Raw genomic sequence first — 14667 nt, 5'->3', positions numbered from 1 at the left:
GCATCTTAAAAAACATGAGCAGAATGCCAGATTCAACTCAATAGTCTTACCATTTAACATCCTTATCTTACCACGGAATATTTGTTCTGTCAAGTTGTCGCCTTGACAGTAGAAAAGAACTCATGATAAAGAGCGGACACAATCTTTTCTTGGTCATCTTTTAATACCCCAAATACTAAGCTCACTTCAGAGGATCCTTGGTTGATCATCTCAATGTTAGCACCTGTACGTGAGATTGCAGCTGTCGCTCTTGCTGCAAGCCCTGTGGAATGGCGCATACCTTCTCCCACAAGCACAATCATCGATAACCCGTGACGGAAGTAAGCGACTTCCGCACCCAGCTCCTCCAACACACGTGTGATAATGCGCTGTTCTTTTTGTGCATCCAAATAATGACTTCGAATAATGACAGAGATGTCATCCAGTCCAGAAGGCGTATGTTCATAAGAAATTTCTTCTTCTTCCAACACTTGAAGCAGCTTTCGACCAAAACCAAGCTCCCGGTTCATTAGATATTTACTGACGTATAAGATCGAAAATCCTTCATCTGCTGTAATGCCAGTGACAGGACGATGCGTTGTTCTTCGATAGGCTGATATTCGAGTACCCGGCGCTTGGGGGTTATTTGTGTTCTTTATGACGACTGGAATCTGTTTCCGGTAAACAGGCATCAATGCTTCATCATGAAAAACAGAAAATCCTGCATAGGACAGCTCGCGCATTTCTCTATACGTTAGTTCTTCTAGTGTTTCAGGACACTCTACAATGTTTGGATTCGCTACGAAGACGGAATCCACATCGGTAAAATTCTCATATTGTTCAGCAAGAACCGCAGCGGCAAGGATGGAACCAGTAATATCAGAACCGCCTCGCTCAAATGTGCGAAGTAGACCTTCTTTCGTGTAACCAAAAAAACCAGGAATCACTAGAATGCCTGAGATGTCCCTCAACTTACTAAGTTCAACAAATGCATCTTCACGTAGTTGAACAATAGAGGGAGGGCTTGTGAGGCATAGTCCAATATCTTTTGGGTCTGCATAGTGTGCAGGGAGTCCTTGTGATTGTAAATAGGCCGCAAAAAGACGAGCACTGTACTCTTCTCCTAGTGCTTTTACTAAATCCAGCTGCTCTTGAACCTGTAAATCTTGGCGATTCAGTCGGTTGTCTAAATCATCTGGAAGGAGCTCAAGAAGTTCGTCAGGTAAAGACAATTCATTGATAATTGATGCGAAGCGATCAATCACAAGTTGTGACTTTCCTTGGCGGTCGACATCATAAAACGTTTCGATTAATAAATCGGTCACTTTTTGGTCGGCACTAAACCGTTTACCTGGAGCAGAAACGACAATTAATTTTCGACGTGCGTCCATCTCGATGATTGATTTTACTTTCTGGAATTGTGAAGCATTCGCCATGGATGTTCCACCAAACTTACTTACAAACATATACAGTCCTCCAAAGTGTACTTTCTAAAAAAACAAATGAATGTTATGAGTGTACATTCTTCTAAAATAGCTGTCAACTAACAAATTTTTATGAGAGCGTTTACAAGTCGTCTTCTTGTATTGACAATTGAAAAAGTGTTGGTAGACTAGGTATAACTTCATTATTCGCTCAATGATTTGGATAGAGACATGCGGGAAGACAGATGTGTACAGAAAGCTGATGGTTGCTGCAAATCAGTCACTAAGTCGTGCCGTTCCACTCTTGAATTGACAGGGGGAAATCCCTGTTCGTATAGAAGTCGTTACCTTCTTTTAAAGATGCTGAAGGATGTCAGCAAATTAGGGTGGTACCGCGTGAGCAAAGCTCTTCGCCCCTTGTCAGAGGACAAGGTGTGAAGAGCTTTTTTTGTTGGAATAATGAAGACCCATTTGATAGGAGCGTGTAAACATGAATCAACCCACCATTTTACGTATTCCAGGACCCACTCCAGTTCCGCCAAGTGTGACGCGTGCCATGCAACAACCAATGATTGGCCACCGTGACTCAGAAACCGCTGAGATCTTGCGAAACGTGCAACCTATGCTTCAACGAGTTTTTGGAACGACCCAACAAGTTCAGACCATCGCAGGCAGCGGTACGTCCGGTCTAGAAGCGGCTGTTGTGAATTGCTTAGAACCAGGAGAAAAGGCCATCGTATGTGTGACAGGGGCATTTGGGGAACGATTTGTTTCTATATGCAAAGCCTATGCCATAGACGTGATCGTACTAGAAGAGCGCTGGGGGGATCCAGTGAATGCAGAGCGCCTGAGAGAGACGCTTCGAGAACATCCAACGACAGCAGCCGTTTTTCTTACGTATTGTGAAACGTCAACGAGTGTATTAAACCCGATTGCTGAGCTATCGGAAGTCGTGCATGACGAATCAGATGCCCTGGTCATCGTAGATGGTGTTTCTTGTATAGGAGCTGTCCCAACGGAAATGGATACAAGGGGACTTGATGTTGTGGTTACGGGGTCTCAAAAAGCATTGATGTTGCCAGGAGGCTTGATGTTTGCAGCTTTCAGTGAACGTGCTCGGACGAAGATGAAACAGACGAAAACACCGCGCTTTTATTTGGATTTACAAAAATATGATCTTGCTACAAACGAGTTTTCTACGCCTTTTACACCAGCGACATCCTTATTGTTTGGTCTACAAGAGGTGCTTCATTTATTTGACGAGGAAACATTAGATCACGTCTATGCTCGCCATGAACTGATGAAACAAATGACAAGGGCTGCGCTTCGTGCGATGAATGCGGAATTGCTCGCAGCAGATGACTTCGCGTCTCCTACGGTTACAGCATTTTCTATCTCAGGAACGCCAGCTAAAGATATTCGGAAGAAGCTAAAAAATAATTTTGGGGTTCGCTTTGCCGGTGGACAGGGCCATCAGAAAGACACCATTATTCGCATTGGTCATATGGGGTATTGTACGCCTGTCGACATGTTGCAAGCTATCAGTGCACTTGAAACTGTATTGCTAGAGTTGAATCATTCGTTTACACCAGGAGCTGGAACTGTTGCTGCTCAGCAAATTTTTCTGAATCAAGGAGGAGCTATTCATGTATAAAGTATTGGTCAGTGATCCACTTAGTAAAGAGGGGATGCATCCACTTTTAGAAGCAGAGGGATTTAAAGTAGATGTCCAGACGAACCTTACAAAAGAAGAACTACTTGATCGAATTCCGAACTATGATGCCCTTCTTGTGAGAAGTCAGACGCAGGTTGATGCAGAATTAATTCAAGCTGCAACTCGTCTAAAAATCATTGGCCGGGCTGGCGTAGGTATCGATAACATTGATCTTTCAGCCGCTACAGAACAAGGAATTCTTGTAGTGAATGCACCGGACGGAAATACCAATTCTGCTGCTGAACATACCATGGCTATGCTGATGGCACTCGCGCGTAACATTCCACAAGCTTTCTTATCTTTAAAAAATAAACAGTGGGACCGAAAGTCGTTTATTGGCGTCGAACTAAAAGGAAAGACCCTCGGTGTCATTGGGCTTGGCCGAATCGGGGCAGAAGTGGCCCAGCGAGCAAAAGGGCAACGGATGAACGTCATTGCCTATGATCCGTTTCTTACAGATGCCAAAGCGGAAAAACTAGGGGTGCAGATGGGAACAGTACAAGAAGTCATTGCTGCCGGGGATTTCTTAACCGTTCACACACCACTTCTTAAAGAAACGAAACACCTCCTTGGAACAGAAGCATTTAAAACGATGAAACCAGGTGTTCATATCGTGAACTGTGCCCGTGGAGGGATTATTGATGAAGATGCTCTTTACGACGCTATTGTCAGCGGAAAAGTAGCAGGTGCCGCCCTGGATGTGTTTGAAGTGGAACCATTTGTCGATCATAAATTGTTGGAGCTTCCGCAAGTGATTGCCACACCTCATCTCGGTGCAAGTACAATAGAAGCTCAAGAAGTGGTAGCTGTAGATGTCTGTGATGATGTGGTTCGCTATTTTACAAATCAAGCTGTTAAAAACCCAGTCAACTTATCTGCCGTACCAAAAGAGGTATTGAAAAAGATCGAACCTTATTTACTTCTTGGTGAAAAGCTAGGGTCATTTATTCAAGATTTGGCAGATGACATGGTCGAAGAGTTTCATGTCACCTATTCGGGAGACCTTCAAGACTTGGATGTTTCTCCAATCACTCGCAACACATTAAAAGGATTTTTACGAAGTCGACTTGGGGAATCTGTCAATGAAGTCAATGCGAAGCTATTTGCAGACCGCTTAGGCGTCACTGTAACAGAACAAAAGACGTCTCAGTCAAAAGGGTTTACGAGCTTACTTACTGTTGAAATTGTCATGAAAACCGGACGACGTAAAGTTTCAGGTACTCTTTTGAATGGTCTTGGTGCTCGCATCGTTCGTGTGGATGACTTTATTGTGGATGTCGCACCTGAAGCACATCTGCTATTTATTCGCCACAAAGACCAACCAGGAGCAATAGGTCGTGTAGGAATGACGCTTGCAGAAGAGCGAATTAACATTGCGACGATGCAAGTGGGACGAGCGGAAAAAGGCGGTGCAGCCATTATGATGCTCTCTGTTGATAAATATGTAGGCCCTACCAGTGTGGAAAAGTTGAAGCGTTTGGATGACATTGAAGACGCACAAGCCATAGAATTATAAAATCGTCTGGAGCAGTAACGTCCAGACGATGCATTTATAGACCCAATATCGGAAGTACATCTTGTAAACGTTTTACTTCATATGTAGGGTGGATGTCTTCAGGTGGAACTTTCTCATGATGATTGATCCATATCGTATCGATTTGTAACTGTTCGGCCCCTCGGATATCTGTAGATAGATTGTCGCCAACCATACATACTTCGTTCGGTTCTGCAGAGAGACGGCGAAGGGCTTCTTGAAATGGAAGGGCATCGGGCTTACCCATACCCACCTCACCGGAAATGACAATTGTTTTTGCGAAAGATATAAGTTCTGGAGAGAGGTCGAACTTTATGTTTTGTAGGCTGGGAGCACCGTTCGTCACGATACCGATTGTATACCGCTGGGAAACTTTTTCTAAAACATCAAGCGTCTCTTCGTATAAGTAGGGATGGGCCTTTCTTATCTCAATAAATGCAGATGCAGCTTTCGGTGCAAGCTCTGGACTTAGCTCAGTGGCGATAAGTGCATGTTCCCATGCTTGCAATTGGTACTCTCTTATTTGCTCACCCATCGAAGGAAAATGGAATTGCTCATCCGGAAAGGAACCCCATAATCCTTCAAAAGGGTTGATTCCGATTTGTTGTGTAAACTCATAGAAAGAATAGGTCTGATAGACTTTCGGAGCTTCGTTTCGAATTGCTTTGTAAAGTGCGTCTGTATGGTTTGGTGCTACTAGCGTACACGTTTTTTTTAGCGCAACTTCCACACTTTTGGCGTCCCATAATAGGGTGTCATCTAAATCAAACAGTACTGTGGTTTTCATATGGTCACTTCCTTCCAATCTTTAGGTTTATTGTACTCCAAAAAGGGGAACAGAAGAGAGCATAAATATTTAAAGGAGTGTTCCACGTGAACAGCATACAGAAAAACACGATGACCGAACTGAGACGTGATGAACTACTACAACGTTTGATCGATCAAGGAATCTATAAAGTCGATGATAGACAACTTTTTGAATTGTCCTTTTATGAATTACTTAAAATTTATACAACGACACAAGAAACAGCTTAGACACAAAGTCCTCTCTCGTAGAGGGCTTTTTTACGTTCTGCTATGGTAAACTAATGGTATGAAAAGAAGAGGTGTTTTTATGTCAATCAAGCAATTACAACCTATCTGGCAAGAAAAGTGGGCAAAAGAAAATTTTGCTACTGAAATGCCGGTTCAAACAAAACTAATTCCCTTATTTATAGAAGGTAAAGATGTGGTGGCTGAGTCACCAACAGGTACAGGAAAGACACTTGCATTCGTGCTTCCGCTTCTCGAACTTGTGGATGGAAAAAAACCACATATCCAAGCAGTCATCATTGTGCCCTCCCAAGAACTTGGCATTCAAATAACAGAAGTGCTACGTAAATGGACGGATGGCACAGATGTGACGGTGGCTCAGTTAATTGGTGGAGCCAACATGCAACGCCAAATTGATAAATTGAAAAAGAAACCGACCATTGTCGTCGGCACGCCAGGTCGATTGAATGAACTTGTAAAGAACCGCAAGTTAAAAATGCATGAAGTGCGGCATATCGTTCTGGATGAAGCGGATCAATTGTTGAGCCGAGAGCATAGAAGCACGTCTCGTTCCATTATCGATGCGGCCGTGGAAACTCAACTCGTTCTATTGTCCGCAACAATTACAGAAGAAATTGAATTGGTTGCGGAACGTGTCATGAAGGACCCAGTGCATATCCGAGTGGAAGCTTCAGAACTTCCTGCTGCTGGGAAAGTTGATCATTATTATTTAAAGGCGGATCGCCGTGATAAAACGGAAATGTTACGCCGCTTAAGTCATTTAGAAGGCATGAAAGGACTCGCATTCATCAATAGTTTAGATCAATTAATGATGAAAGAGGAAAAGCTCTTATTCCGAGACGCACCAATTGCCGCACTACACGGAGCTATGAAAAAAGAGGAACGCAAGAAAGCTCTAGATGAATTAAAGAGCGGGAAAATTACGCTCCTCATCACAACAGATGTGGCTGCTCGTGGACTGGATATTGAAGATGTGACCCATGTGATTCATGTGGATGTACCTCAAACCATCGAACATTACCTTCATCGTTCAGGCCGTACAGGACGTGCAGGAAAAGATGGAACGGTTGTGACCCTACTCGAATACAAAGATGAAAAATTATTTAAAAAGTTATCAAAAGGTTTTCCTTCTAAGCCTGTGCAAGTTGTTTGGCACAAAGGGGGTCTTTTAGAAGGGAACACCAAAACTGTGGAGAAGGGACGTAGCAAAAAATGACGTTTCATCACAACTTAAAAGAATACGCTGACCTGATTGTTCAAGTAGGTCTTAACTTGCAACAAGGACAGTACTTACAAATCCAAACAACGACCGATACACTCGACTTTACACGATTGGTCGTCGATGCAGCGTATGAAGTCGGTGCAAGCCACGTGGATGTTCAGCTGAGTGATCCTTACATGACACGTAGTTTTTATGATCACGCACCAGAGTCATCTTTTGAAGACGTGCCAAAATGGATTGCCCATCAAAGAGACGAAATTATTGACCGACAAGGTGCACTTCTCTGGATTGATGCAGAAGACCCGGATTTGTTAGAGGGGGTAGATGCTTCTAAGATTTCACGTCAACAAAAAGCCTCCTCTCTTCTCTTAAAAAGGTACCGAAAAGCCGTGATGAATGATGAAATCACATGGAGCATTGCAGCTGTTCCCTCGAAAAAGTGGGCGATGAAAGTATTCCCGGACTTATCCGAAGAACAGGCCATACAAGCGCTCTGGGAAAAGATATTTGAAGTTGTTCGTATCGGTTCTGGTACAGCAGTTTCCCAATGGAAGACGCATATCGAAAATCTTAACAAACGTGCGGACTACTTAAATAGCCGGAACTACACGGCCCTTCATTATCAAGCAGAAGGAACGGATATCACTGTCGGGTTACCGGAAGGTCATATCTGGATGAGTGGAAGTAGTGTAAGTGATCGCGGTGTTGCATTTATTGCCAATATGCCGACAGAAGAAGTGTATACAGCACCGAGTCGCACGAATGTAAGTGGCTATGTAACGAATTCAAAGCCATTTATTTATCAGGGGAATCGAATTGATGGATTCACTTTGCATTTTGAAGAAGGAAAGATTGTCAACGTAACGGCAGAACATGGGGAAGATTTATTGAAAGAACTGATTGCGACGGATGAAGGTGCTACACGCATTGGAGAAATCGCGCTCGTTCCATTTGATTCACCGATTTCGAATGCGGACATTATTTTCTACAACACTTTGTTTGATGAAAATGCTTCGAACCATTTTGCACTAGGCGAAGCGTATCCAACTACATTATCTGGTGGTAAACAAATGAGCGAAGAAGAGCTGATCGCAGCAGATGTCAATGTATCGTTGATTCATGAAGATTTCATGATCGGTACAGTAGATATGACCATCGATGGAATTGGAAAAGACGGCACAAAAGAAGCCATCTTCCGAAATGGAAACTGGGCGAACGCTATAGAATAATAAGGAGGTTGGCCAGATGAGAAAAGGTATACAGGGGATCATCATTTTACTGTTTGTCATCGGTCTTCCAGTACAGGCTGCCGCGAGAGAAGTGTATGTGGCATTGGGCGATTCCCTTGCAGCGGGACAAACACCTTATCAGCAAATCGACCAAGGATATACAGATTTGATTGCAGCTGAACTTGCACGGAGCGGAAACCTTGCTTTGTTTTCAAAAGACTTAGCTTTTCCAGGGTATACGGCAGAGCAAGTGTATCAATCCATTCAATCGGACGAAGCAAAAGAACTCTTAAACCAAAGTTCACTCATTACGATTTCTGCAGGTGCGAATGATTTATTAAGGGTAGTCGCATCCAATCCAGAGCAAGGTACACTTTCATATCAACAGCGAACAGCTGATTTAGCTTTGAACGAAGCGCGCAAATCACTTGTGAAGCTACTGAGCGAGCTACAAAATGTCGCACCGAATGCGACCATTTATGTAGTAGGCTACTATTTTGCTTACCCGCATGTAGCGGAATCTCAAAAACAAGGAACCGCAAAAGAATTGGACCGACTAAATGAAGTCCTGAAAAGAACTGCTGAAACATACGGGGCGACGTTCGTTTCCGTAGAAGCAATGATGAATCAAGCGTTACAACAATATGTACCGAACCCTGCCGATGTACATCCTGTACAAGAAGGATATCGTCAAATGGCGAATGCAGTTCTCTCAAAGCTTCCACATCCTTCAGTAATTGAACTATATGAAATGCCAGTTCCTCATCCAATTAGTTTTGAAGAAATTCTACAGCAGCGGCAGATACAAAGGGAAGCATCGGATGAACAAGCTTCTTATCAGAAAATTGGTCTAGCGCTTGCACGAATTCTTCCTCTCGCATAACAGAGAAACCCAACGACGCAGTCGTTGGGTTTTCTACTGATTAATGGCGTTTAGTTGCTTTACGTGAATTTAGAAACTTTTTAACGATGGGGTACACGACAGGTGCCCACTTAATAGCTGATTTTAATAAGCTAGATTTTCTCATACGTTATCTCCCCGCAGTTCTTATTTAGATTAGTAATTAAATACCCTCGTTAGCGTTTTTGTAAACCTCTTTGGGTACCTCCGTGTAGAACGCAAATTCCATCAAAATATCTCGATACCTTTCCATAGATGAAATGGAAACAAATTCTGTAGGACCATGCCAGTCTCCTCCTGCAGGACCAAATTCGATGGCCCCAGCCCCTGTAACGGCATAATGCCGTGTATCGGCAGAGCCATGTTGACCCATAAGCATAGTTTCATCTTTCATAATATCAAGGAGTTGTAGAATACGAGGGTCTTGGTCCGACGTTGTCACCGCAGGAGAGATGCCTCTTCTACGAATCTCAGCTGTTGGGAAGTGCTCTTTTAATAGATTTGTCAATTGTTGTTCAACAAATTCGACGCTCTGGCCTGGAACAAAGCGAATATCGTAGCCAACTTCACATGTGTCGGGAACCATATTAAACCGATCACCGCCTGAGATTCTGGCCAGGTTGATAGACGGATGATCATAATAGTCGCTACTTACTTTTGTCCATTCTTGCTGAATCAAAAGTTCGTGGAATTTATGGGATTGAAGGATGGCATTATCGCCTTCCCACGGTCTAGAACCGTGCGCACCTTTCCCATGGAACGTAATGAAAAACTGAGAGATGCCTTTTGCTTGTAATCCGATTTTTAAGAATGTCGGTTCTCCACAAATAACGAAGTCCCCTGTATACCCTTGTTCTACAAGGTATTTGGACGTCTTCGAACCCCCTGTTTCTTCATCCGTTACAAGATGCAACTGCACTTTTTTAGTGAGACGGTCCGCATGTTTCGTAATGCCCACAAACGCTTCCATCATTGCTGCGCAGCCACCTTTCATATCGGCAGACCCTCGGCCATATACTTTATCACCTTCAATATAGGGGTCAAATTGTTCTTTTTTACCTGGTACAATATCCAGATGCCCATTCCAAATGAGCGTTTCCTTTCCTTGGCCCACTTCCGCAACAAGCATTTTATGACCTTCATTTTCAAGTACATTTACAGTGACTCCACGGTCTTCTAACCAATTTGCCGAAAAATCAAGGGCATGATTCGCTCCTTCTTTTGTGTCACTTTCAATCCGAATAAGGCTGCGAAGTAAATCAATCATCTACATCTTCCTTTCAAAATAATATGTTGCTTAATCATCAATGATACAGTAAAATGATAGCAACTTAATAGAATTGTTACCACAAGGGGCGTCGCACATCGCGGCTGAGAGAGTACCCTTTGAACCTGGAAGTTCATGCTTGCGTAGGGATGTGGATAGAAACCGATGTTAACTGACGTCTGGCTCTGTCCAGAGGTCATTTTTTTATGTTCTTTTGCTCTTTACCCTCGTCATAGCAAAAGGTAACAGGAAATGGAGAAATAATGAGAAATAATCGCGTTATACTATTAGTGGAGATTGCTTTATTAGCAGCACTAGGATACGTACTAGATTTAATCGGGTTTAGCATGCCACAAGGAGGAAGTGTTACATTTGTCCTTGTGCCTGTCATCATTATTGCGTTTCGCCGAGGTGTAGTTGCGGGTCTGATAACCGGGCTATTGATCGGAGTTTTACAAGTAGTCACAGGACGTTTTTATGCAGCGCCTTTAAGTTTTGAAATCGTATTAATTCAAGTGTTTATGGATTACTTCCTGGCATTTATGGTCGCTGGGTTTGCTGGAATCTTCCGTCCGACATTCATTCAAGCTTTTGAAAAAGCGAATAAAAAACAAATGGCACTTGCTGTCATTGCTGGAGCAGCAATTGCATCCCTTCTCCGCTATATTGTTCACGTATTAAGCGGGATTTTCTTCTTCGGAGAGTTTGCAGGGGATCAGAATGTCGTATTGTATTCTCTCATTTATAACGCTACATATATGAGTCTGGTCTTTGTATTTGCGACCATCATCTGTACCGTATTGTTCTTAAAAGCACCACGTCTAGTTCTGCCTAAAACTTCGTAAAATGTGCTATGATAGCATGTAGTGAACAGAAGAAAGGGTCAGAATCGATGATAATACAAACAAATGAAGAGCTTGAAGGGTTAAAGAAAATCAGCCGAGTCGTTGCTGAAATTCGAGATACAATGAAGGATGCAGCAGCACCTGGTATGACGACAAAGGAACTCGATCTAATTGGGGCACGCCTTTTTGAAGAGAAGGGCGCTGTATCAGCACCTATCGCTGAATACGACTTTCCTGGCCACACGTGTATCAGTGTTAACGAAGAAGTAGCGCATGGTATTCCTGGTGAGAAGATTCTAAGAGATGGCGACTTGGTCAATATTGATGTCTCTGGAATATGTGATGGGTTTTATGCGGACACGGGTGTATCTTTTGTGATTGGTCAAGCAGATGAAGAAAAGCAAAAGCTGATTGATGTCGCCCAGCAAGCGTTTGACCGTGCGATGTTAAAGGTGAAAGCTGGTGCAAAACTCAACCAGATCGGGAAGGCTGTTGAACGAGAAGCAAAGGCAAATGGATTAACGGTGATTATGAATCTGACAGGCCATGGAGTCGGTCGTTCTTTACATGAAGCTCCGCAACATATTTTAAATTACTATGATGCATGGGAGCCAACCATCTTAAAAGAAGGGATGGTTCTTGCTGTTGAGCCGTTCATTTCTCAAAAAGCTGAATCAATCATGGAATTAGGTGACGGTTGGACATTTGTCACACCAGATCGATCTCTTGTTGCCCAAGTGGAACATACGATTGTCGTAACAAAAGATCAGCCATTGATTTTAACAAAGCTCGATTAAAAAATGTCTCCCCGCCTTAGGCTTGGGAGACATTTTTCTTTTTGTTTAGATAGAAGATCCCTACAACTAGAACGGCACTTAAAAATAATGCCGCTGCAGAGACCAAAAGTTCATTAAATCCGAGTCGAACTGCAATGCCAATAAATGCCCAAATAAATACGAGTTGCATGATTCTGTCAAAGTAGTGGTAGCGGAAATGCAGTGCCAGGGCCGTAGCAAACGTAAGCGTGCCTACAGTCCAAAGTTGGTCGGATAATCCAAACCCATCCCATTCATAGTAGGTCAGTACATAGGAAATATTTGCGACTAAAGCTACGCTGACCCAACCTAGATAGACAGAAATCGGTGCCCGTTTCTTCCAATCTTCCATATCGGGTGGATAGCTACTATAGAGTAAAGCCAGAACCGACACAAGGCCAATCATCATCCCAATGGTGACTAGGAAATATTCATAATGCCACGATAATATCCAGCCAATATTAAACAAGCAAGAGAATAAAAATAGAAAAGTGCGGAACCAACCGGGAGGTCCTTCGGATTTTAATTTCAAGACGTAAAAAATAATCCAAAGAAAAAGTAAGGCATAGATGACACCCCAGATAGAGAATACATAACCTGCAGGGGTAAAAAGAACAGGAAGCCGATTCGATATTTCTCCGGTTGTTTGACCATTGATAGGAAGGATATTGGCAAGCGCGTTCATTGCAACAGTAGCAAGGAGCCCAATTCCCATAATAACGATCTGTAGAATAAAAAACCCTCCTTCCATTTCTTATAAGTATACAAGGCTTTCCTCGGATTGGAAAATGACGGTTCTATGAATTTATTTGAATGTAGGAAATGTTGAGAAAATAATCCACTTCCATGATATACTTAGGGAGACGAAATGAAAGGGGAATTCTTATGACAACAACTACATATCCACTTGTATGGGACTTAGAAACGTTCTTTCCAGGTGGCTCGGACTCACCACAACTCGCTGCACATTTAGATCAAGTAGAGGAAAAAATCGCTTCCTTCGAAGCAGATCTTCCTCATCTTCAAACCCCACAGAGCGCTTCTGTTGCAGGCGAGATGCTAGCAGTTATTGAGCGCTTAAAAGATGTGGCAACAAATTTATCTGAAGCGGGAGCGACAATCGGTTGTTTTTTAGCTCAAGATACAACGGATAAAAAAGCCGCTTTACTCCAAGGGCGCACAAGTAGCTTAGGCGCACGACTTGGCACCATCCTTATGACCATTCAGCAAAAATGGAGCCAAACGGATGCGGATGTTTGGCAGCAACTGCTCGCTTCTTCTGAACTCCAAGAATTTGAATTCATTTTAAACGAGTGGAAAGAAAAAGCGGCAAAGAAATTGTCGCAAGAAGAAGAAGCCCTGATTACATCTCTTGGTGTAGATGGCTATCAAGGGTGGGGCCAACTCTACGATTTACTCATTGCTGATATGAAAGTAGAAGTAAATGTAGAGGGAGAAATCAAAAAGCTCTCCATCGGACAAGCGAGCAATCTCTATTCCCATCCGAAAGCAGAAGTACGTAAAGCCGTAAAAGATGCCTTAGAAGCTGCTTTTACAGAAAAAGAAGAATTCTTCGCTAAAACATTGAATCACTTAGCTGGATTCCGTTTAGCGGTCTATAAAAAACGTAGGTGGGATCATGTGTTAGAAGAGCCACTTGCAATCAATCGCATGAGCAAAGATACATTGGATGCCATGTGGGGAGCCATCTCTGACGGCAAAGCACCTTTTGTGAACTACTTAACTAAGAAGGCTGAAATCTTAGGAACTGAGAAGATTCATTGGCATGACATGGACGCACCAATAGGAGAATCCGCAAAAACGATGGATTACCAACAAGGTGCCGAATTCATCCTGAAGCATTTCAAAGCATTTGGACCCGAACTAGAAAGCTTTTCACGTCGCGCGTTTGAAAATGGATGGATTGAAGCGGAAGACCGTGACAACAAACGTCCGGGTGGTTTCTGTACAGGTATGCCAGTTTCACAGGAATCGCGCATTTTCATGACCTACAGTGGGTCAATGTCGAATGTTTCCACATTAGCGCATGAATTAGGGCACGCCTTCCACTCGTATGCGTTAAAACCAGTTCATTGGTTAAACCGTCAATACGCTATGGGCGTTGCGGAAACAGCATCGACGTTTGCTGAAATGATTGTAGCCGATGCAGCAGTTGCAGAAGCTACGTCTAAAGAAGAAAAAGCAGCTCTACTTGAAGACAAGATTCAACGCAGTGTGGCGTTCTTTATGAACATTCACGCACGTTTCTTGTTTGAAACACGTTTCTATGAAGAGCGTAAAAAAGGTGTCGTATCTAGCACGCGTCTCAATGAACTGATGGCGGAAGCACAAGAAGAGGCGTATGCAGGTGCACTTGCTGACACGCATCCTCATTTCTGGGCATCAAAACTTCATTTTTACATTACAGGCGTCCCGTTCTACAATTTCCCGTATACATTCGGATATTTGTTTAGCTTATCGATTTATGCGAAAGCTAAAGAGGAAGGTTCTGCATTTGAAGATAAATATATCGCACTTCTTCGTGATACAGCGGTTATGTCAGTTGAAGATTTAGCGAAAAAGCATTTAAATGAAGATATTACGAAAAAAGATTTCTGGGCGAAGGGCATTGCCCTTTGTCACAAAGATGTCGAGGAGTTTTTAAGCCTCGTGTAAGAAAGGAA

14 protein-coding genes and 1 riboswitch are annotated in these 14667 nt (G+C 43.0%); of the genes, 9 read left to right on the top strand and 5 right to left on the bottom strand.

The window, feature by feature from the left end; all coding sequences use genetic code 11:
- Positions 1-89: 89 nt before the first annotated feature.
- Entirely contained in the window at positions 90-1445 is a 1356-nt protein-coding gene (locus ACFO0S_RS11715) for an aspartate kinase (protein WP_378142280.1), read from the bottom strand.
- Positions 1446-1893: 448 nt separating this feature from the next.
- Here ACFO0S_RS11715 and ACFO0S_RS11710 point away from each other — a divergent pair, with 448 nt between their 5' ends.
- Both ACFO0S_RS11710 and serA read left to right on the top strand, forming a co-directional pair.
- Entirely contained in the window at positions 1894-3057 is a 1164-nt protein-coding gene (locus tag ACFO0S_RS11710; RefSeq protein ID WP_378142279.1) for a pyridoxal-phosphate-dependent aminotransferase family protein, read from the top strand.
- Positions 3050-4633, top strand: coding sequence for a phosphoglycerate dehydrogenase (serA, locus tag ACFO0S_RS11705; protein WP_378142278.1), 1584 nt, complete (start codon positions 3050-3052; stop codon positions 4631-4633). The genes ACFO0S_RS11710 and serA overlap by 8 nt, the downstream gene beginning before the upstream one ends.
- A gap of 34 nt (positions 4634-4667) precedes the next feature.
- On the opposite strand, the gene ACFO0S_RS11700 is transcribed toward serA, so the two are convergent.
- Positions 4668-5438: an HAD family hydrolase gene (locus ACFO0S_RS11700; RefSeq protein WP_378142277.1), complete on the bottom strand. Its 771-nt coding sequence runs from the start codon at positions 5436-5438 to the stop codon at positions 4668-4670.
- Between the two features lie 86 nt (positions 5439-5524).
- On the opposite strand from ACFO0S_RS11700, the gene ACFO0S_RS11695 reads away from it, so the two are divergent.
- The 4 genes from ACFO0S_RS11695 to ACFO0S_RS11680 all read left to right on the top strand — a co-directional run bounded on the left by ACFO0S_RS11695 (position 5525) and on the right by ACFO0S_RS11680 (position 9038).
- Positions 5525-5686 carry a Fur-regulated basic protein FbpA gene (locus ACFO0S_RS11695; protein ID WP_378142276.1) on the top strand — a complete coding sequence of 54 codons (162 nt, stop codon included), beginning with the start codon at positions 5525-5527 and terminating at the stop codon, positions 5684-5686.
- A 79-nt stretch (positions 5687-5765) separates the two neighbouring features.
- Positions 5766-6920 carry a DEAD/DEAH box helicase gene (locus ACFO0S_RS11690; protein ID WP_378142275.1) on the top strand — a complete coding sequence of 385 codons (1155 nt, stop codon included), beginning with the start codon at positions 5766-5768 and terminating at the stop codon, positions 6918-6920.
- The gene (locus tag ACFO0S_RS11685) at positions 6917-8155 is read left to right on the top strand and encodes an aminopeptidase (protein ID WP_378142274.1); all 1239 of its coding nucleotides are present in this window, start codon (positions 6917-6919) and stop codon (positions 8153-8155) included. Before ACFO0S_RS11690 ends, ACFO0S_RS11685 begins: the two co-directional genes overlap by 4 nt.
- A 16-nt stretch (positions 8156-8171) precedes the next feature.
- The gene (locus tag ACFO0S_RS11680) at positions 8172-9038 is read left to right on the top strand and encodes an SGNH/GDSL hydrolase family protein (protein WP_378142273.1); all 867 of its coding nucleotides are present in this window, start codon (positions 8172-8174) and stop codon (positions 9036-9038) included.
- A 40-nt stretch (positions 9039-9078) separates the two neighbouring features.
- Here the strand turns inward: ACFO0S_RS11680 and ACFO0S_RS11675 are convergent, their stop codons facing one another.
- Positions 9079-9183 carry a hypothetical protein gene (locus ACFO0S_RS11675; protein WP_378142272.1) on the bottom strand — a complete coding sequence of 35 codons (105 nt, stop codon included), beginning with the start codon at positions 9181-9183 and terminating at the stop codon, positions 9079-9081.
- Positions 9184-9219: 36 nt separating this feature from the next.
- On the bottom strand, positions 9220-10323 hold the full coding sequence (locus tag ACFO0S_RS11670; RefSeq protein WP_378142271.1) for a M20 family metallopeptidase: 1104 nt from the start codon (positions 10321-10323) through the stop codon (positions 9220-9222).
- A 74-nt stretch (positions 10324-10397) separates the two neighbouring features.
- A riboswitch (TPP riboswitch) is annotated at positions 10398-10490 on the top strand.
- A 96-nt stretch (positions 10491-10586) separates the two neighbouring features.
- On the opposite strand from ACFO0S_RS11670, the gene thiT reads away from it, so the two are divergent.
- Both thiT and map read left to right on the top strand, forming a co-directional pair.
- On the top strand, positions 10587-11168 hold the full coding sequence (gene thiT / locus ACFO0S_RS11665; RefSeq protein ID WP_378142270.1) for an energy-coupled thiamine transporter ThiT: 582 nt from the start codon (positions 10587-10589) through the stop codon (positions 11166-11168).
- A gap of 47 nt (positions 11169-11215) precedes the next feature.
- Complete coding sequence (map, locus tag ACFO0S_RS11660; RefSeq protein ID WP_378142269.1) at positions 11216-11965, top strand: type I methionyl aminopeptidase; 750 nt, start codon at positions 11216-11218, stop codon at positions 11963-11965.
- 16 nt (positions 11966-11981) lie between these two features.
- On the opposite strand, the gene ACFO0S_RS11655 is transcribed toward map, so the two are convergent.
- Complete coding sequence (locus ACFO0S_RS11655) at positions 11982-12734, bottom strand: tryptophan-rich sensory protein (protein WP_378142268.1); 753 nt, start codon at positions 12732-12734, stop codon at positions 11982-11984.
- 134 nt (positions 12735-12868) lie between these two features.
- Between ACFO0S_RS11655 and ACFO0S_RS11650 the strand changes: the two genes are divergently transcribed.
- Positions 12869-14659, top strand: coding sequence for a M3 family oligoendopeptidase (locus tag ACFO0S_RS11650; RefSeq protein ID WP_378142267.1), 1791 nt, complete (start codon positions 12869-12871; stop codon positions 14657-14659).
- Positions 14660-14667 lie beyond the last annotated feature (8 nt).

Origin of the sequence: Chryseomicrobium palamuruense (genome assembly GCF_042649045.1) — a bacterium.
Lineage (GTDB): Bacteria > Bacillota > Bacilli > Bacillales_A > Planococcaceae > Chryseomicrobium > Chryseomicrobium palamuruense.
Note: the sequence above shows the minus strand (reverse complement) of the source record. Positions and strands in the feature narration are given on the sequence as shown.